15 protein-coding genes are annotated in these 17,161 nt (G+C 63.9%); 9 read left to right on the top strand and 6 right to left on the bottom strand.

The features are described 5' to 3' along the window. Window positions 1-2: 2 nt before the first annotated feature. Window positions 3-1,988, bottom strand: a complete 1,986-nt coding sequence (locus CSQ91_RS08950) for a helicase-related protein (RefSeq protein ID WP_099388027.1) — start codon at window positions 1,986-1,988, stop codon at window positions 3-5. Between the two features lie 1,205 nt (window positions 1,989-3,193). Further along, a complete protein-coding gene (locus CSQ91_RS08945) occupies window positions 3,194-4,027 on the bottom strand; it encodes a class I SAM-dependent methyltransferase (protein WP_099388026.1) in 834 nt (277 codons plus the stop codon). Between the two features lie 184 nt (window positions 4,028-4,211). Here CSQ91_RS08945 and CSQ91_RS08940 point away from each other — a divergent pair, with 184 nt between their 5' ends. Continuing rightward, window positions 4,212-6,647, top strand: a complete 2,436-nt coding sequence (locus tag CSQ91_RS08940) for a DNA internalization-related competence protein ComEC/Rec2 (protein WP_099388025.1) — start codon at window positions 4,212-4,214, stop codon at window positions 6,645-6,647. A gap of 44 nt (window positions 6,648-6,691) precedes the next feature. After that, window positions 6,692-7,213 carry an N-acetyltransferase gene (locus CSQ91_RS08935; protein WP_099388024.1) on the top strand — a complete coding sequence of 174 codons (522 nt, stop codon included), beginning with the start codon at window positions 6,692-6,694 and terminating at the stop codon, window positions 7,211-7,213. A gap of 3 nt (window positions 7,214-7,216) precedes the next feature. Here the strand turns inward: CSQ91_RS08935 and CSQ91_RS08930 are convergent, their stop codons facing one another. Further along, window positions 7,217-8,140 (bottom strand): LysR family transcriptional regulator, encoded by a 924-nt coding sequence (locus CSQ91_RS08930; RefSeq protein ID WP_099388023.1) that lies wholly within the window; start codon window positions 8,138-8,140, stop codon window positions 7,217-7,219. A gap of 151 nt (window positions 8,141-8,291) precedes the next feature. On the opposite strand from CSQ91_RS08930, the gene CSQ91_RS08925 reads away from it, so the two are divergent. The 5 genes from CSQ91_RS08925 to CSQ91_RS08905 all read left to right on the top strand — a co-directional run bounded on the left by CSQ91_RS08925 (window position 8,292) and on the right by CSQ91_RS08905 (window position 11,786). Beyond that, window positions 8,292-9,053 (top strand): sulfite exporter TauE/SafE family protein, encoded by a 762-nt coding sequence (locus CSQ91_RS08925; RefSeq protein WP_034784407.1) that lies wholly within the window; start codon window positions 8,292-8,294, stop codon window positions 9,051-9,053. 21 nt (window positions 9,054-9,074) lie between these two features. Beyond that, window positions 9,075-9,770, top strand: coding sequence for an HAD family hydrolase (locus CSQ91_RS08920; protein ID WP_099388022.1), 696 nt, complete (start codon window positions 9,075-9,077; stop codon window positions 9,768-9,770). Between the two features lie 58 nt (window positions 9,771-9,828). Then, the gene (locus tag CSQ91_RS08915) at window positions 9,829-10,629 is read left to right on the top strand and encodes an alpha/beta fold hydrolase (protein ID WP_034784409.1); all 801 of its coding nucleotides are present in this window, start codon (window positions 9,829-9,831) and stop codon (window positions 10,627-10,629) included. Window positions 10,630-10,762: 133 nt separating this feature from the next. Beyond that, complete coding sequence (gene dcd, locus CSQ91_RS08910) at window positions 10,763-11,332, top strand: dCTP deaminase (protein ID WP_034755486.1); 570 nt, start codon at window positions 10,763-10,765, stop codon at window positions 11,330-11,332. 112 nt (window positions 11,333-11,444) lie between these two features. Next, complete coding sequence (locus CSQ91_RS08905) at window positions 11,445-11,786, top strand: FlxA-like family protein (RefSeq protein ID WP_070280766.1); 342 nt, start codon at window positions 11,445-11,447, stop codon at window positions 11,784-11,786. A gap of 42 nt (window positions 11,787-11,828) precedes the next feature. Here the strand turns inward: CSQ91_RS08905 and CSQ91_RS08900 are convergent, their stop codons facing one another. Continuing rightward, entirely contained in the window at window positions 11,829-13,328 is a 1,500-nt protein-coding gene (locus CSQ91_RS08900) for a sensor histidine kinase (RefSeq protein WP_099388021.1), read from the bottom strand. A 2-nt stretch (window positions 13,329-13,330) separates the two neighbouring features. Continuing rightward, complete coding sequence (locus CSQ91_RS08895) at window positions 13,331-14,020, bottom strand: response regulator transcription factor (RefSeq protein WP_034784412.1); 690 nt, start codon at window positions 14,018-14,020, stop codon at window positions 13,331-13,333. A gap of 192 nt (window positions 14,021-14,212) precedes the next feature. Here CSQ91_RS08895 and CSQ91_RS08890 point away from each other — a divergent pair, with 192 nt between their 5' ends. Beyond that, window positions 14,213-14,707 (top strand): Spy/CpxP family protein refolding chaperone, encoded by a 495-nt coding sequence (locus CSQ91_RS08890; RefSeq protein ID WP_099388020.1) that lies wholly within the window; start codon window positions 14,213-14,215, stop codon window positions 14,705-14,707. 154 nt (window positions 14,708-14,861) lie between these two features. Next, complete coding sequence (locus tag CSQ91_RS08885) at window positions 14,862-15,716, top strand: dioxygenase family protein (protein WP_099388019.1); 855 nt, start codon at window positions 14,862-14,864, stop codon at window positions 15,714-15,716. Here CSQ91_RS08885 and CSQ91_RS08880 read toward each other — a convergent pair. Beyond that, the gene (locus CSQ91_RS08880; protein WP_099388018.1) at window positions 15,713-17,152 is read right to left on the bottom strand and encodes a DUF1501 domain-containing protein; all 1,440 of its coding nucleotides are present in this window, start codon (window positions 17,150-17,152) and stop codon (window positions 15,713-15,715) included. The genes CSQ91_RS08885 and CSQ91_RS08880 overlap by 4 nt on opposite strands. Between the last annotated feature and the right edge of the window lie 9 nt (window positions 17,153-17,161).

Below are 17,161 nucleotides of genomic sequence, written 5' to 3'. Positions count from 1 at the left end.
GCTTATTTGAACTTCTTCGACCGTCCGCGCGAAGCCGCATTGTGCGCGCGCAGGATGGAGTCGACCCGTTCCGACGCATCGCGCGACAGGTTTTGCGCGACGGCGATATCGGGGAAGAATTCGGGCAGGCGGTAGCTGAGCCAGGCATACGCGGAATAGTAGCGGCAGGTGTCTTCCACCTGCTGCAGATTCTGCGTGCCGCCGCCGTACGCGTGCTGGCGCAAGGTGCTCGTTTTTCCCTGCGACAGATTCTTCGCCCAGTGCTCCCACGCCGTTTGCAGGGACGGCACCTTGCTCGATATCGGCACCAGCGACAGGGTGAACTTGTCGGCCACGGACAGGGGCAGGGTGTCGAGCCAGACGGCCCGTTCCTTCTGGTCTTCCGTGATGCGGGGGAAGAAAAAGCCGTCCGGCACGTCGATATTGTGGATGAAGCGGCGCAGCAGTTTTGACAGCGACAGTTCGCCCGTCACCGATGAAATGCGGTGCAGATGTTCGAGCGAGGGCGCCACGGCAAAGCCGCTGGTGTTCAGCGGATGCAGCTTTTCCTTCAGCAGGGCGCGCATCACTTCATGCGTTTCGTTGTCGTAGCCCGCCACCAGGCCCTCTTCATGCACGCCGTAGCGGCCCGCGCGTCCGGCGATCTGGCGCGCCAGCGCGGCTGAAATCTCTTCCTCTTCGCGGCCATTGTATTTGACGCAGGTGGTCATGACGATGCGCGCGATCGGCATGTTCAAGCCCATCGCCAGCGCGTCCGTACCGACGACGATATCGGCCGTGCCGTCGCGGAAGCGCTGCGCCTGCGCGCGCCGCACTTCCGGCGACAGGTTGCCGTACACAGTCGCCACCGACAGCCCCGTTTCCGTGATCATGTCGCGCCACATCAGCACTTCGCGGCGCGAAAAGGCGATGACGGCGTCGCCGCGGCGCAGGTTGCGCACCTTGCGCACGGCCGTCGGCTCCATCGACAGGGGCGCCATGCGTTTGAGTACGTGCACTTCCAGCGGGCAGTCCAGGCGCTCGGCCAGCGCCTCGATGGCGCGCCGCGCTTCGGGTGCCCCCACCAGGTAGACCGTGTGGGCGGGCGCGCCGCAGACGGCGGCCGTCCACGCGGCGCCCCGGTCCGGGTCGGCCAGCATCTGGATTTCATCGATGACGGCCACTTCCACGACGGTTTTCGTGTCCAGCATTTCCACCGTGCTGGCCACGTGCGTGGCGCCGTCGACGACCCTGCGCTCCTCGCCCGTGATCAGGCTCACGGCCAGCGGTTTGCCATGCGGCGCGGCTTCCTGCAGGCGTTCGTAGTTTTCCAGGGCCAGCAGGCGCAATGGTGCCAGATAGATGCCGCTCTTTGCCTTCACCAGCGCTTCCATGGCGCGGTGCGTCTTGCCGGAATTGGTGGGCCCAAGCAGGGCGATGAAGCGGCGCGGCAGGCGGCGCGCCATCTCGAACGAGGCCGGATACTCGGCCAGGTTGATGCTCTGGCGCGTGCGCGCCGCGTGCTGTTCTTCCTGCTGGCGCTCGATGGCGTGATTGAAACGCTGGCGGATGCGGTCGAACACCATGCCGGCCGGTTCCGACGTCTGCATGTCGGCCAGGGTATGCAGGAAAACCATCGGGTCCGTGTCGACGTCTTCGCTCAGGCCCGCGATATCGGCGACGAAATCGATCACATGCTGGCGCAGTTCCTCGAAGACGGCCGCGCTGGCACGTTCGCGCACCAGTGCCAGCTTGGTCTCGCGGTCCATCTTGCGCCACTTGGCCGGCCGCGCCAGCACGCCCTGGCTTGGTACCAGCGCATACGGCACCACCAGATGGCCCGCCTTGACCACGCCGGAAAAGCGCACGAAGACGCGGCCTTCCATCTTGACGAGGCGGATATGCTCGGCCAGTTCCCCCAGTTCCGCGACCAGGGTGGCATCGTTATTGTCTTCGCTGCTGTCGGAAATGTCGGTGGAAGTATCGGGAGGAAGTGCGGAGGAAGTCATGTCGTGCCTGGGTGTTGAAGTAAGCGAGGCCGATTATACCGTGTGCAGGACAAAGACTTTGCCCCGTGCGCGGTGCGGCTGTTGCGGGGGGCGTTGATCTTGAAAGCGATGATTCCCTGGGCCGGATGAGCAACTGGCAGGCATTGAGAGCCGCGCTTCCATTCTGGCGAATCACCTTGCTAGAGCGTGGAATGGGAATGCGTTATCTGGTGCTTTTCGCTTATCATATTTTTCCCTGTTCTATTTTATTTATCTGGAAATTTTAAGCATATATTTTTATTAAGTTTTTTTTGATTTTTTGAAATTGATTGTGAAAATTTGATTGCCGCAGCATCGATAATAACAAAGAGTAAGTTTCTATTGGTATCCACGATGATAATATTCGCATCATGTGCAGATTGTTTTTCTGGATGCGAGGTCGCACGTATTTTCTTGCGCGCATCCGGCAATGGCTAATTATCGCCACGCTCCCATGGCGCCGGCAGCATCCGGCACGACCGAATGCGCCTTCCCACGCTGTGGAGTTGAAATTAAGCACGGCGGGACCGTTTCCGTATTGCGCCTGTATTTTTCATTGCACGAGAAATTATCCGCTGGTGCGGAATGAATTGAATTATCTTGACAATTAATAATGGTGAGCTGATCATGGCCTCAGATCTCGCGAGAGGATTTTTGGCATGTTTTCACAATAGCTGAAATTGGCGGCGAGGTACGGCATTATTCTGGCTGCCGGCCTGGCTATCGCCTGGAGCGCGTCGCGTTTATATAAACGGCTATGATTTGACGGCACTCCAGGATCCGCTGGTGGCCGCAGGAATTTTTACTTCGCGCTGGCGCATAGCCAGCTTGCGATGACACCAGACATACCTGTGTATGTGGCCCTGCGCCGGTGGATGGCGCGCGCAGGGATTCATCAGCCATCCGACTTAAGGAGAGCACTATGAATAAAAAGCTTGCTGCATTTCTTTTCGCGACAGGTCTCGGTTTGGCTGTGACTGCGACGCCAGCCTTCGCAAGCTGCTATCACTACTGCGCTGTCGAATGGAAGGCTTGCATCGCTGGCGGTACCGCTCAAGCCGAGTGCAACGCCGAGCGGTCCGCTTGCCAGCAAGCCTGCAATTGACCGGAGAAGCACCGCGCGCTGCGGCAGCCACCATCGTAGCCTGTTGCCGCTGACGCTGGCAAGCCATGGCATCGATGGCAGTTCAGGCTGCCCGTGCGCGCACGGCGCGCAGCCCCCAGCCGGTGGCGATCAATCCGTCATCGGCTTGCAGCGGCGCTACGGCATCCAGGAACGCCTCGCGCAGGCGCTGCCTGGCGTCGTCGTCCAGGCGGTCGATATCGTAGGTGTCCAGCAGGGCCGTCCACAGTTCGCCCGGCGTGGGCGTCCATGGGACGTCGATGTCGTCGACTTCAACGTCTGCGAAACCGGCATCGAGCAGTTCCCGCCAGCCGGCTTCGGAGCCCGTGCGGCGATCGCCGAAGCGCAGCGGCGGCAGCTCGGTGCTGGCGATCGGCTTGAACACGCGCATGAAAACGTCGTTCACTTCGCCCAGCAAGAACGTCCGGCCGACGATGGCCGCGAACTGGCCGCCGGGGCGCAGCACGCGGCGGATTTCACGCATGACTTGTTCGATGTCGTCCATCAGCATCAGCGCCATGTGCGAGACGAGATAATCGACGCTGGCCGATGGCAGGTCCAGCGCCTGGCCCCGGCCTTGCAGCAGATGCACGGACGGGGGCAGGGCGGCGCGCGCGGCGGCCAGTTCAGCCTGGCTCATGTCGACGCCGAGCAGTTGCAGTCGAGGCTGCTGCCTGGCTGCCAGCAAGCCCAGCAGATGGCCGTCGCCGCAGGCCAGGTCGAGCACGCTCAATGGCGTGTCCACGGCCGGTACCAGGCTGGTCAGCACATCGTAGGACGAGGCCCAGCTGCCGGCGGGGGAACTGGCCGGCAGGTGGCCAAACGCGGTGCTGGTCACGCCGACTTGCCTTTGATGAAAGTCCTGTAAATAGGTTTCGGCCGCTGTCAGTAGGGTCATGCAAGGTCCGCAAAGTCGTGGCGCCTTCGCGCCGGATGGCCATCTTAGCATGCGGAAAGTTCCGCCAGCGGTGGTGCCGGATGGCGTGACTGAACTTTCTTATTCAAGGCTCCATTGCGCCAGATCAGACGGTAAAGAGTAGAAAGGGGGCACAGTTGCTGAGCCCTTTTCGCAGCGAGCTCCCATGCGCACCCTGATACTCGGCTTTGCCGCTGGCGCCGCCTGGTTGCAGACGCAGGCAAGCTTGCCGCCGTACGGGGGCGTGCTGCTGTGGGTGACCGCTGGCGTGTCGCTGCTGGCGGCACTGCTGCTGTGCCGCCATGCGCGCTGGCATTCCTGGTGGCGTTCCACTGTTGCGCTTGCCGCTGGCGTGGGACTGGGCTTTTACTGGGCCGCCTGGCTGGCCCAGGCCGCCATGGCGCCGCAACTTGCGCTGGCTGATGAAGGCCAGGACATCGTTGTCACGGGTACGGTAGCCAGCCTGCCGTACCGCTTCGAGCAGGGCGTGCGCTTCAATTTTGCCGTGGAGAAGGCTGTTGGGGCGAAGGTGCCGCCCCTGATCGCCCTGTCCTGGTACGCAGGTTTTCGTGATGAAGTGACGAACGAGGTGGGCGACGTGCAGCCTGGCGAACGCTGGCGCCTGACGGTGCGCTTGCAGCGTCCGCACGGCAATGCTAACCCGATGGGTTTTGACTACGAGGCGTGGCTGTTGGAACAGGGCGTGCGCGCCACGGGCTATGTGCGGCCGCAGCCGCGCGCCGATACGCCGAATGTGCGCCTGGCCGCCTTCGTGCCCGGCTTCGGCAACGTGGTGGAGGCCAGCCGCGCGGCATTGCGCGCGCGCATCGTGCGCAGCCTGGAAGGAAAGCAGTATGCGGGCGTGATCGTGGCGCTGGTGGTGGGCGACCAGCGCGCGATTCCCCAGTCGGACTGGCAAGTGTTCAACCGCACTGGCGTGAGCCATCTGATTTCGATATCCGGTCTGCACATTACCATGATCGCGGGACTCTTTGCGCTTGGTGCCGGCACGCTGTGGCGGCGCTCGTTTTTTACCGGCTGGCAGTTGCCACTGCGGCTGCCGGCGCAAAAGGTGGCGGCGCTGGCCGGCGCGCTGGCGGCATTTTTGTATGTGCTGCTGGCCGGCTTTGGCGTGCCCGCGCAGCGCACCTTGTATATGTTGCTGGTGGTGGCGCTGGCCCTGTGGCTGGGACGCATCACCAGCATCGTCCATATCCTGTGCCTGGCGCTGGGTGTGGTCGTGCTGCTCGATCCGTGGGCCGTGCTGTGGCCCGGTTTCTGGCTGTCGTTCGGCGCCGTCGCCACCATGTTGTACGCGACGGCAGGGCGCACCACGGCGTCCATGCCGCCGCAGGCCGGACGCTGGCGCCGTTTGCGTGCTGCCGTGGCGCTGGGCGCGCACACGCAGTATGTGGTGACGGTGGGGCTGGTGCCGTTGACGATGCTGCTGTTCTCGCAAGTGTCGCTCGTGTCGCCTGTCGCCAATGCGCTGGCCATTCCCGTTATCAGCCTGCTCGTCACACCCTTGTCGCTGGCTGGCAGTCTGCTGCCAGCGCCCCTGTCTGATGGATTGCTGCTGCTGGCGCACGCCATCGTGCAGATGCTGGCGCAGGTGCTCGAATGGCTGGGCGCGCGCCGCTTTGCCGTGTGGACGGCGCCCGCGCCGCCAATGTGGAGTTTTTGCTGGGCATTGTTTGGCACGGCCTGGCTGCTGGCGCCACGCGGCTGGCCGCACCGCTGGGCGGGCATGCTGGGCTGGCTGCCGCTGCTGACGGCCTTGCCGTCCAGTCCGCCACCGGGTGGCATGTGGGTGACGGCCTTTGACGTGGGGCAGGGCATGGCCGTGCTGGTGGAAACGCACGGCCACCGCCTGCTGTATGACACGGGGCCCGCCTACAGCCTCGATTCCGATGGCGCCAGCCGGGTCATCGTGCCTTATCTGCGCGCACGCGGCATAGCCAAGCTGGACGGCGTGATCATTTCCCACAGTGACCTCGATCACGCAGGCGGCGCCATGTCTCTGTTGGAGAACGTGCAAGTGGGCTGGCTGGCCTCGTCGCTGTTCGATGGCCATCCCGCCGTCGAGGCGCGGAGGGAGTTGCACAAACCCTATCTGCACTGCATGGCGGGCCAGGGCTGGACGTGGGAAGGCGTGCACTTCGCCATGCTGCACCCGCTGCCCGCCAGCCACACGGACATCAGCTTGACGCCGAACGCCCGCAGTTGCACCGTGAAAATCACGGCAGGCAAGCACTCGATCCTGCTTGCTGGCGACATCGAAGCGGCGCAAGAGGCGCAATTGCTGGCGCGCTCGGCGGAGGGCGACCTGGCCGCCGACGTAGTGCTGGCGCCCCATCATGGCAGCGGCACCTCGTCGACGCCGGCGTTCCTGAACGCCGTCCATCCGACCCTGGCGATTTTCCAGGTGGGACACAGGAACCGTTATAAGCATCCGAAGGCGCAGGTGTATGCGCGCTATGGGGGCATGGGGATTGCGCGGCTGCGCACGGATGTGGAAGGAGCGGTGGTGCTGGCGTTTGGCGATGGTATCGGCGTGACCTTGTATCGGGCAAGCCGACCGCGTTACTGGCATGGGCGCTAGCGCTTTCATGCTACGCTCCCGAAACATCGTCCCAGGAGTCTAGATTGCGCCATTCCAGCTACCCTTATCTTGTCAGCACGGCCCAGGCCGCCGACATCGACTCCATCACAGCCTTGCTGCAAGCCAATTCCCCCTCGCAGGGCGGCAGCCTGACGGGCGAGTTTTCACGCGACAAGGTGGCCAGCATGGCGGATGGCGCGTCACCCGTCATCGTGGCGCGGCGCGCAGCGGACGGATCTGTCGTTGGCGTGTTGTTCAGCGCGGCGCCAGCCGCTGCGCAGGCGCCCGTGGTATTGGCCATGCTGGCCGCGTATGCGGACAGTGGCAACGCCTATGTGTACGGCCCCGTCTGCATTGCGGATTCGGAGCGGGGGCAGGGTTTGCTGGCGCTGCTGTACTCTGCCATGCGCGAGCAGCATGCGGGCAAGGAAGCGGTGCTGTTCATCCGGCGCGACAATCCAGGCTCGCTGCGCGCGCATGAACGGCTGGGCATGTATGAGGTGGCCGCTTTTGACTTCGATGGCGCGCAGTTCGCCGTGTATAGCGATGCTATCGCCAGGAAATAGTCCTTAAATTACACGTTCATCCGGTATTTCCAGCCCCCGCTGCCGCACATACTCCAGAAACAGCCGCGCCCCCTTGGCCATGCGCGAGGTGCCATACACGGCGTGGATGCTGGGGTCCAGCTCCTTCGACGACGTGAGACGGTAGGCCGTGCAGACCCGCCGCAAGGTGCCAGCTGCCACGGCCGGTTCCGCCAGCCAGCTGGCCAGACGCACGATGCCTGCGCCTTCCAGTGCCGCCTGGAAGGTGGCGATGCCGGAGGTGAAGCGGAAACGCGGTTGCACCTGGTAGCGCACGTTGCGCTCGCTGGAAACGAAATGCCAGTCGCGCAGGATGCGGGGGGCCGAGTGCATGATGATGTCGTGGCCGGCCAGTTCCTCCGGTTCCCCGGGCGCGCCCATGCGCTCGATATAACCGGGCGAGGCATACATGTAGCGGCGGTAATTCCACAGGGGGTAGCCGATCAGCTCGCTCGACTGGGGAAAGGCGCCGCGGATGGCAAAGTCCAGCTTTTCCTGGATGGGGTCGATCGATTTGTCCGAGAAATGGATGTCCACCGACACGTTCGGGTAGTCGCGCGAAAATTGCGCCACCACTTTCGGCAAGAATCCCAGCGACAGGATTTCCGGTGCCGAGAGGCGCACCCAGCCTTGCGGCGAGTTGCTCAATTCCGCCAATTGGTCTTCCGCCTCGGCCTGCGTTTCCAGCAAGTGCTTGGCCGACGCGTAATACGTTTCGCCGGCCGTCGTCAGGGTGAACTGCTTTTGCGTGCGCAGGATCAGCTCGGCGCCGATGGCGTCTTCGAGGAACTGGATGGCGCGCGTGACGGCCGACGGCGAGCGTCCCAGCATGCGCGCCGCGTGGATGAAGCTGCGCTTTTCCACGACGGTGCAAAAGGCGCGGATCTCCCACATCAGTTTCATCGACATCGCGCGGCTCCTGGCAAAAGAGGCCAGTAGACCGCATAGGGCGCATTCCGTCAAGCGTTACGCCTGATTGCGTTTTCCGCAATATGAAGTTGCATCCGGAAAAATCCACGGCGCCTATACTGCCGCTGTCGCCCATTCCTTACTGCCTATCATGCTGACCATCTCGCTGCTGTGTTTATTTGCCTTCTTTGCCGGCCTGATCGATGCCGCCGTGGGCGGGGGCGGGCTGATCCAGTTGCCGGCCCTGTTCAACCTGATGCCGAACATGGCCTCGACCTCCTTGCTGGGCACGAACAAGCTGGCGTCCGCCTGCGGCACCACGTTTGCCGCCCGCTCGTTTGTCGGCAAGGTGCACATTCCCTGGCTGCTGGTGCTGCCGGCCGTGGCCAGCGCTTTCGTTATGTCCTTCATCGGCGCGGCCGCCGTGTCCTACGTGCCGCAACAGGTGGTGCGCCCCATGGTGCTGGTATTGATCATCATCATGGCCATCTACACCTTCATCAAGAAGGATTTCGGCACGACGCGCGAAGCGCGCCCCATCGGATCGCGCGAACGTATTCTCGCCATCGTCATCGGCGGCGCCATCGGCTTTTATGACGGCCTGTTCGGGCCGGGCACGGGCAGCTTCCTGATTTTCCTGTTCATCCGCGTCTTCGGCTTCGATTTCATCCTCGCCTCGGCCTGCTCGAAACTGGTGAATATCGCCACCAACGTGGCCGCGCTGGCCTTCTTCATCCCTGCCGGCCACGTGGTGTACGCCGTGGCCGCACCGATGGCTGTGTGCAATATCCTGGGCGCGCTGACGGGCACTTGGATCGCCGTGCGCCGCGGCGCCGCCTTCGTGCGCATCCTCTTCCTCGTGTTGCTGGTGTTGCTGATCGTCAAGTTGTCCTACGACATCTTCTTCAAGTAAGCTTTTGAACGACAACAAGCCATGAAAACCATCCAGGGCGTGCTGTGGGATAACGATGGCGTGCTGGTCAACACCGAGCAGCTGTTTTACGAAAGCAACCGCGACTTGCTCCTGCCCTATGGCATAGACCTGACGCCGAAGCAATTCTTTGACTGGTTCCTGGACAATAACTACGGCGCCTGGCATGTGCTGCTGGGGCAGGGCCACGCCATCGAGCTGGTCGAACGCCTGCGGGCCGAGCGCATCGTGCTGTTTGCGCAACGCTTGCGCCAGGCGCGCCAGCTGGCCATGCCCGGCATCGGGCCAGTGCTGGCGGCGCTGCGCCCGCATGTGGCCATGGGCGTCGTCACCAGCGCGTATGCGCAGCACTTTGACATCAGCCATGCTGCCACGGGCTTACTCGGCCACTTCGACTTCGTGCTGACGCGGGAAATGTATGGCGAAAGCAAGCCGGCGCCCGACGGCTACCAGTTGGGTTTGCAGTGCCTGGGCCTGGCCGCCGCCGACTGCGTGGCGGTCGAAGATTCGCCGCGCGGCTTGCGCGCCGCCAACGCGGCCGGACTGGAATGCATCGTTGTGCGCAATTCCATGAACCGTCACTACGCGTTTGACGACGCTTTTTGCGTCGTGGATTCAAACGCCGAGCTGGGCGAAGTGCTGGCGGCGTTCGTGCCCGGCATGGCCCATGCGCCCCGGCAATTAGAGTCCTTCCTCTGATACGTGTTGCCGGCATGCCATTACAATTGTTTATCGCATTCACCGGCACCGACCCACGATGACCCTCCCGCAACTGCACTTTGCCCACGCCAACAGTTATCCTGCCGGCACCTACCGCAAGCTGTTCGGCTTGCTGGGCCAGCACTACACCGTGCAGGCGCTCGACATGCATGCGCACGACCCCGCTTACCCCGTCAGCACGGGCTGGCCCGAGCTTGTGCGCGAGTATATCGATGAGCTGGAGCGCCGCTACAGCGCGCCCGTGATTCTCGTCGGCCATTCGCTGGGCGGCATGCTCAGCGTGATGGTGGCCAAGCAGCGGCCCGACCTGGTGCGCTGCGTGGTCTTGCTCGATTCGCCCGTGGTGGCGGGCTGGCGCGCCTTGCTGGTGCGGCTGGCGCGCAACACGGCGCTGGGCGAGCGGTTCTCGCCGTCACGTTTTTCCGCCCGGCGGCGCAAGCTGTGGCCGGATGCGCAAGCCGCGTATGAACACTTCGCGGCCAAGGACATGTTCGCCATCTGGGCGCCGCATGTGTTGCGCGACTACATCGACAGCGGCCTGGTTCCCCACCCGGAAGGGGTGCAGCTGCGCTTTACGCGCGAAGTGGAAACGCAGGTCTACCGCAGCCTGCCGCACCACATCGGCGGTCTCGTCAAGGACGGTTTTCCTGTTCCCATCGGTTTTATTGGCGGCACGGAATCGGTGGAATGCCGGCAAGCGGGCTTGAAGGCCACGCGCAAGCTGGTCGGCAAGTTTTTCCGCCAAGTGCCGGGCGGGCATCTGTTTCCCATGGAAAACCCGGAACTGACGGCGCAAGTGGTGCGCGAGATGATCACGGCATTGCTGGCGAAGCAATAGAATATCGCCAAGGATTTTCAGGGGATGGGGGCCAACAACGGCGGATTTTCGCGTAAAATCCTGCCATCCGGGCCGCGCCTGCAGCAAGCGTGCGGCCCCAGCCATTCCGATATTCTAGAAAGATACCCCTGCGATGACGATTAAAAGCGATAAATGGATACGCCGCATGGCGGAAACAACGGGCATGATCGAGCCGTTCGAACCGGGCCAGGTCAAGGAACGCGACGGCAACCGCATCGTCTCTTATGGCACGTCCAGCTATGGCTATGACATCCGCTGCGCCGACGAGTTCAAGTTATTTACCAACATCAACACGACCATCGTCGACCCCAAGGATTTCGACGCAAATAACTTCGTCGACGTGTCGGGCAAGGGCTATTGCATCATTCCGCCGAATTCGTTCGCGCTGGCCCGTACGGTTGAGTATTTCCGCATTCCCCGCAATGTGCTGACGATTTGCCTGGGCAAGAGCACCTATGCGCGCTGCGGCATCATCGTCAACGTCACCCCGTTCGAACCGGAATGGGAAGGCTATGTGACGCTGGAGTTTTCCAACACGACACCGTTGCCGGCGAAAATCTATGCCAACGAAGGCGTGGCGCAAGTGCTGTTCTTCGAGTCCGATGAAGTGTGCGAAACGTCGTACAAGGACCGCGGCGGCAAGTACCAGGGCCAGGTTGGCGTGACATTGCCGAAGACCTGATCGCCGTGCAGGGAGGGGCGCCAGCCGTCTTTACCTGCCTTTACACCTGCCGCCCTACATCCGCCCTCCATGCTTGCCGTTAACCTTGGTATTGAAACACTGAGGAGGCAGTATGGTAGCGGCAATCGGTTCAGGCGGCGCGGTCAGCGCAGCCAGTAGCGCCAGTGCGGGCAGCAGTTCGCAGATCGCGGCGCTGCAAAAGCAGATCACGGCGGCGCAAAAGCAGTTGACGGAGTCGCAGAAGGGCGAGCAGACGGAGGCGTCGCAAAAGCTGCAGCAGCAGCTGGCGCAGCAAATCCAGGCCTTGCAGGCGCAAATTGCCCAGTTACAGGCGGCCGCCGCACAGAAGGCGGCGCAGCAGGATGCTCAACCGGCCAGCAGCGCCGATACGGCGACGAGCCCGGCCAAATCGACCTCGTCCACCTTGGGCAGCATCATCGATACGCAGGCGTAACAGCATTCTCCGCGCATAAAAGACGCCAGGCTCGCCTACAGGTCAGCCTGGCGTTTTGACGGGCAGCAGCATTTCCACGCACAGGCCGCCACCGCTGCGCAAGCTGGCCCCGATGCTGCCACCATGGGCGTTGATGACGTGCCGGGCGATGGCCAGGCCCAGGCCGTGGCCATCCGTGCTGTGCTGGGTATTGCTGGCGCGGAAGAACGGTTCAAAAATGCGGGCCAGGTCGGCGCTGGCCACGCCGGGCCCCCGGTCCAGCACGGCGATGCGCAGCCACTCCTGCTTGCCATCATGCAGGCGCGACAGCTCCACGTCCACCGTGCCGCCATCGGGGCTATGCTTGACGGCATTGCGCACCACGTTTTCCACGGCGCGCGCCAGCAGTTCGGGCTGGCCCGTGACGCTGGCGTCGGCCATGGCCGCGTCGACCGCCAGGTCGATGCCCATCAGGCGCGCCCTGGCTTCATAGCGGGCGTCGTCCACGATGTCGTGCACGAGGTCGGCGATGCCGACATCTTCGCTGTGCGCGTGCCCGGCACCCGCTTGCGCGGCGCCCGCTTCGAGCCGTGACAGGGTCAGCAGTTCACCGATCAGTTTATCCATGCGTTCGCTTTCGCGTTCGATGCGCTGCATCGAGGCGGCCATCTTTTCCGGCTGCTGGTTCGCCAGGCCGATGGCGGCCTGCAGGCGCGCCAGCGGCGAGCGCAACTCGTGCGAGACGTCATGCAGCAAACGCGTCTGGCTATCCATGAGGCTGCGCAAACGGCCCGTCATGCGGTCGAAATCGCGTCCCAGGTCCGTCAATTCATCGCCGCGCTTGCCGCTGGCGTGAAAGCGCGGCGCCAGGTTGCCGTGCGAGGCGGCCTCGAACGCTTGCCGCAAGTCGCGGATGGGGCGCGCAAAATACCAGGCCAGCAAAAAAGCGAACAGCAGGCTGGCGGCGATGGCGGCGGCCAGGGGAATGAAGGTGCGGTAGGGGCTGTCCATGCGCGGCGGCATGCCGCGGCCGAATTCGCCGCGTGGCGGCGGGGCGCCCGCTTCGTTGGGCCGTGGACCGGGTCCCATGGCGCGCGGACCGCTCATGGCGACGGCGATGAGCGTGTCGCGCGCGGCGCCCGCCTCGGCATTGCGGAAACGTTCGGACGAGGGCAGGAACAGCAGGTAGCGCTGGCCGTCGCTGCCGGCCGCTTCGCGCACGACGGGATGGGCATGGCCCTGTTTCAGCATGGCGCGCGCCTTGGCCAGCATGGCGGGATGCACGGCGCGGCCCATCAATTCTTGCCCTTTGGCATCGACGGCAAACACGCGCATGCGTTCGAGCTTGCCCAGGAATTGCCGCAATGCCTGACTGCCGCCCGCTTCCAGGGTGGCGCTGGCGGCCTCGATGATCATTTGCGCGGGCGGGCTGGTATCGATGTCGAGGGCCCGCTCCTGCTGCGCGGCCCGGTTTTTTAGCCAGAAGGTACCGCCGATGCCGATGGTGGCCGTCACTTGCGCCAGCATGATGCACAGAAAAAACTTCCAGAACAGGCGGCCCACGCTTACTCCTTGATCAGCTGATAGCCGAGACGGTACACGGTTTGCAGGCAGGAGCGGCCGTCGGCCAGGCTGCCGAGTTTGCGGCGCAGGCTGCTCAAGTGCACGTCGATATTGCGGTCGAAGCGGGCCATGGGCCGGCCCAGGCCCAGTTCCGACAATTGATTCTTGCTGACGGGCTTGCCGGCATGGCGCACCAGCACTTCCAGCAGGTTGAATTCCGTGCTCGTCAGCTCCAGGTGCATGCCGGCCCAGGCTGCGCGCCGCTGTTCGGGCCACATCGTCAACTGGCCCACGGTCAGCGGCGCCAGGCCCGACGTATCGGGCGGCGCAGCTTGCGCACGGCGCAGGATGGCACGGATGCGCGCCGTCAGCTCGCGCGGCGTGCACGGTTTGGTCACGTAATCGTCGGCGCCCAGCTCCAGCCCCACGATGCGGTCCGTATCGTCGCCGCGCGCCGTCAGCATCAGGATGGGCAGGTTGCTGCCGGCGCGGATGCGGCGCAGGGTTTCCAGGCCATTCATGCGTGGCATCATGACGTCGAGGATGGCGATGGCATACAGGCCCGTCAGCGCTTCGGCCGCACCGCTTTCGCCGTCATGCACGGCGCGGGCGTCAAAACCCTCCTGCGTCAGGTATTCCTGGAACATGCCGACCAGTTCCACGTCGTCATCAATTAACAAAACCTTGCTCATGCCTGTGCTTTTTCGGGTGAATATCGCCCGATGATAGCAGTCAAAGGGGGCTGTTCACGGTGGTTTTACCCGCTTTTACATACGTCTGCTTACATTCCGCCCCTTTCCTTTACACGCTTTTACGCGGCCCTAACGTTGCTTTACACGCCAGGCGCCGACAATCAGGGCTGACCGCCACGAAAGGAAAGTCCGATGAAATACCTGAGTATTGCCGTATCCCTGTTGCTGCTGTCCGCCTGCAGCATGCCGCTGCTGGCACTGGCCCAGCAAGAATCTACACCGGACGGCCCGCCAGCGCGCACCGTGGAAGGACCGCCGCCCGGTTTTGGCCATGGCCCGGGCACGCCAGGCCTGCCGCCGTTCCTGCACGGCATCGATTTGAGCGAAGCGCAGCAGGACAAGGTCTTCGCCGCCACCTATGCCCAGGCGCCCTTGCTGCGGGAACAGGAAAAGATCGCCTTCAAGGCCCATGCGCAGCTGCGCGCGCTGGCCGCATCCAGCGCCTACGACGATGCCAAGGCCAGCGCGCTGGCGAATACGGCGGCGCAAGCCATGGCAAAGATCAGTTTGCAGCAGGCGCGGCTGGAGCAGCAATTGCTGGCCGTGCTGACGCCGGAACAGCGCCAGCAGGCGCAGCAGTGGCACGACAGCCGCCAAGTTCCGCGCGGCCCCCGGCGCCTCCCGTAAACGGCACGCGCGATCACAGGGAGAGCCAGCATGCGCATCCATGCCTTGCGTCCGGGCAGCAGCTTGCAGGCGCTCTCGCGACATGCGACACAGGCGCTGTTCCTGTGCGCCAGCCTGAGCCCCGCCTTGGCGGGCTTGCCTTGATGGAGTATGTATGGAATTACATGATCACGGCCTGGCATCCGACCTCGAAATGATGCAGCAACAGGCAACTGAGCGGCGGCAAGTGTTGCGCTGGCTGCTGGCCGGCGCCGCCACCTTGCCTTTGATGAGCTGCGGCGGCGGGTCGGACGCCAGCAGCACGGGAAGCAGCGGCGCTGCCGCTGGCAGCGCCGGCACCGTCACGATACCGACCACGGGCGCCTGCACGGTGATTCCCGAAGAAACGGGCGGGCCGTATCCGGCCGATGGCACGAACACGAATGGCGGCAGCATCATCAACGTGCTGAACCAGTCGGGCGTCGTGCGCAGCGATATCCGCGCCAGTTTCAATGGCGCAACGGGCGTGGCGGCGGGCGTGCCATTGACCATCAATTTGCAGCTGCTCAACGCCAGCGGCAATTGCGCCAGCCTGGCCGGCTACGCCGTCTATCTGTGGCATTGCGACCGCGAAGGCTTGTATTCGCTGTATTCGAGCGGCGTGACGGCGCAGAATTACTTACGCGGCGTGCAGGAAACGGACAGCGCCGGCAACCTCAGCTTCACGACCATCTTTCCCGGCTGCTACGCGGGACGCATGCCGCACGTGCATTTCGAGGTCTATCCCAGCCTGGCCAAGGCGGCCTCTGCCGCGAACCGCATCAAGACGTCGCAGTTTACTTTTCCGATGGCAACGTTGAGCGAGGCTTACACGGCCAGCGGCTACACGGCCAGCGTGCGCAACCTGTCGCAGATCAGCTATGCCACCGACAATGTCTTCAGCGACGGCACCAGCTTGCAGATGGCCACGGTGACGGGCAATGCCACGCAGGGCTATGTCGTCACCCTGATTGTCGCCGTGAACGGTTAAGTTGTCGTCATGAAACCCAGGTCGCGCCGGCTGAAGTTGCCGATGTTCGGGAACACCCCGGCCAGCTGGCTGTCGGCCACGCCGAACCACTTGGCCAGGGTGGCGCCGTACTGGTCGACGGAGGTGGTCGGCAGCAGGGCGCCGGAACCGACGTCCAGCTCATGGCCCAGGCCCGTGACGGGGAAGGCGCCGTAGATGTCGCGGCCCTTCACGGCGCCGCCCACGACAAAGTGGTGCGCGCCCCAGCCGTGATCCGTGCCGTCGCCGTTGCTGCTGAAGGTGCGACCGAAGTCCGACGCTGTAAACGTCGTCACCTGGCGCCGCAGGTCCGCGCCCTGCAGGGCCGCCAGGGTCGTGTCGAAGTACGCCAGCGCATGGGCCAGGCGGGCCATCAGGTCGGCATGCAGCACTTTTTGCCGGTCATGCGTGTCGAAGCTGCCCAGGGTTACATAAAACACTTGCCGTTTCGCTCCCAGGGCGCCGCGTCCGCCGATGATGCGCGCCACCGTCTGCAATTGCACGGCCAGCGGATTGACGCTGGAAGCGCCTGTGTTCGGATTGATGTAGGGCGGGGGATTGGGCACGCCGCCCGCGCCGGCTGCCAGCATGGCGCCGCTGAGGATGCTCTGGCTGGAAATGGCGCGCTGCACGACGGCCACGTGTTCCTGTTCGATCAGGTCGCTTCCCGCATCGTTGATGATGGCTTGCAATGCGCCCGCACCGCCCGTGCTGCCAAACGGGTTACCGCTCAGGCCGCGGATGGGCACGGCGCCCGCCTGGCCCACCTGGAACTGGCGCACCTGGCGTCCGCTGAGGAAGACGGTGTTGCCCGCAGCGGAAATGGCCGTGAACATGGCATTCGTATTGAGCGAGCCGGCCACGTCGGCCACCCGCCCGCCCCAGCCCACGCTGGCTCCTTCCGGCGAGCCCGATTGCCACGTCGATTGCTGGTCGTTGTGCGAGAACAGCTTGGGTGGCAAGGCCACGCTGCCCGCCTTGTACTGCGCCAGGGTGGCCGGCTGGATCAGGGTGCCTACATTGGCCACGATGGCGGCGCGGCCATTGTCGAACAGGTTTTTCAAGGGCGCCAGCTGGGGATGGAGGGCGAAGGCGCGGCCCGTTTGCGCGGTGGCGGGCACGATGGGCAGCACGCCACCCGTCTCGCCCACGCCGGGCAGATGGATGGAGTCGGCGCCACCCGTGTTGCGCAGGCGCGTGTATTCAGTCCATGACGTGGGATCGGTGGCCAGCACCGTGTTGAAGGCGTCGTTGCCGCCTGTCATGAACAGGCAGACCATGGCCTTGTAGTCGTCGGCCGATTGCGCGGCGGCGTTGCCCATGGCGGCCAGGTTCATGGCGAAGGGGGCGGCCGTGGTACCGGCCAGGCTCAGCATGGAACCGAGGAAGCGGCGGCGGGAAAAGGGGAAATTTTGCATGTGATCGCT

The organism is Janthinobacterium sp. BJB301 (genome assembly GCF_002735685.1).
Classification (GTDB): Bacteria; Pseudomonadota; Gammaproteobacteria; order Burkholderiales; family Burkholderiaceae_D; genus Janthinobacterium; species Janthinobacterium lividum.
This window is presented reverse-complemented; position numbering and strand designations above follow the sequence as displayed.

Bases quoted from the DNA above. Each gene is read 5' to 3' on its own strand.
- CSQ91_RS08950 (WP_099388027.1), bottom strand. From the start codon at position 1,988: ATGACTTCCTCCGCACTTCCTCCCGATACTTCCACCGACATTTCCGAC.
- CSQ91_RS08945 (WP_099388026.1), bottom strand. From the start codon at position 4,027: ATGACCCTACTGACAGCGGCCGAAACCTATTTACAGGACTTTCATCAA.
- CSQ91_RS08940 (WP_099388025.1), top strand. From the start codon at position 4,212: ATGCGCACCCTGATACTCGGCTTTGCCGCTGGCGCCGCCTGGTTGCAG.
- CSQ91_RS08930 (WP_099388023.1), bottom strand. From the start codon at position 8,140: ATGTCGATGAAACTGATGTGGGAGATCCGCGCCTTTTGCACCGTCGTG.
- CSQ91_RS08925 (WP_034784407.1), top strand. From the start codon at position 8,292: ATGCTGACCATCTCGCTGCTGTGTTTATTTGCCTTCTTTGCCGGCCTG.
- CSQ91_RS08920 (WP_099388022.1), top strand. From the start codon at position 9,075: ATGAAAACCATCCAGGGCGTGCTGTGGGATAACGATGGCGTGCTGGTC.
- CSQ91_RS08915 (WP_034784409.1), top strand. From the start codon at position 9,829: ATGACCCTCCCGCAACTGCACTTTGCCCACGCCAACAGTTATCCTGCC.
- dcd (WP_034755486.1), top strand. From the start codon at position 10,763: ATGACGATTAAAAGCGATAAATGGATACGCCGCATGGCGGAAACAACG.
- CSQ91_RS08905 (WP_070280766.1), top strand. From the start codon at position 11,445: ATGGTAGCGGCAATCGGTTCAGGCGGCGCGGTCAGCGCAGCCAGTAGC.
- CSQ91_RS08895 (WP_034784412.1), bottom strand. From the start codon at position 14,020: ATGAGCAAGGTTTTGTTAATTGATGACGACGTGGAACTGGTCGGCATG.
- CSQ91_RS08890 (WP_099388020.1), top strand. From the start codon at position 14,213: ATGAAATACCTGAGTATTGCCGTATCCCTGTTGCTGCTGTCCGCCTGC.
- CSQ91_RS08885 (WP_099388019.1), top strand. From the start codon at position 14,862: ATGGAATTACATGATCACGGCCTGGCATCCGACCTCGAAATGATGCAG.
- CSQ91_RS08880 (WP_099388018.1), bottom strand. From the start codon at position 17,152: ATGCAAAATTTCCCCTTTTCCCGCCGCCGCTTCCTCGGTTCCATGCTG.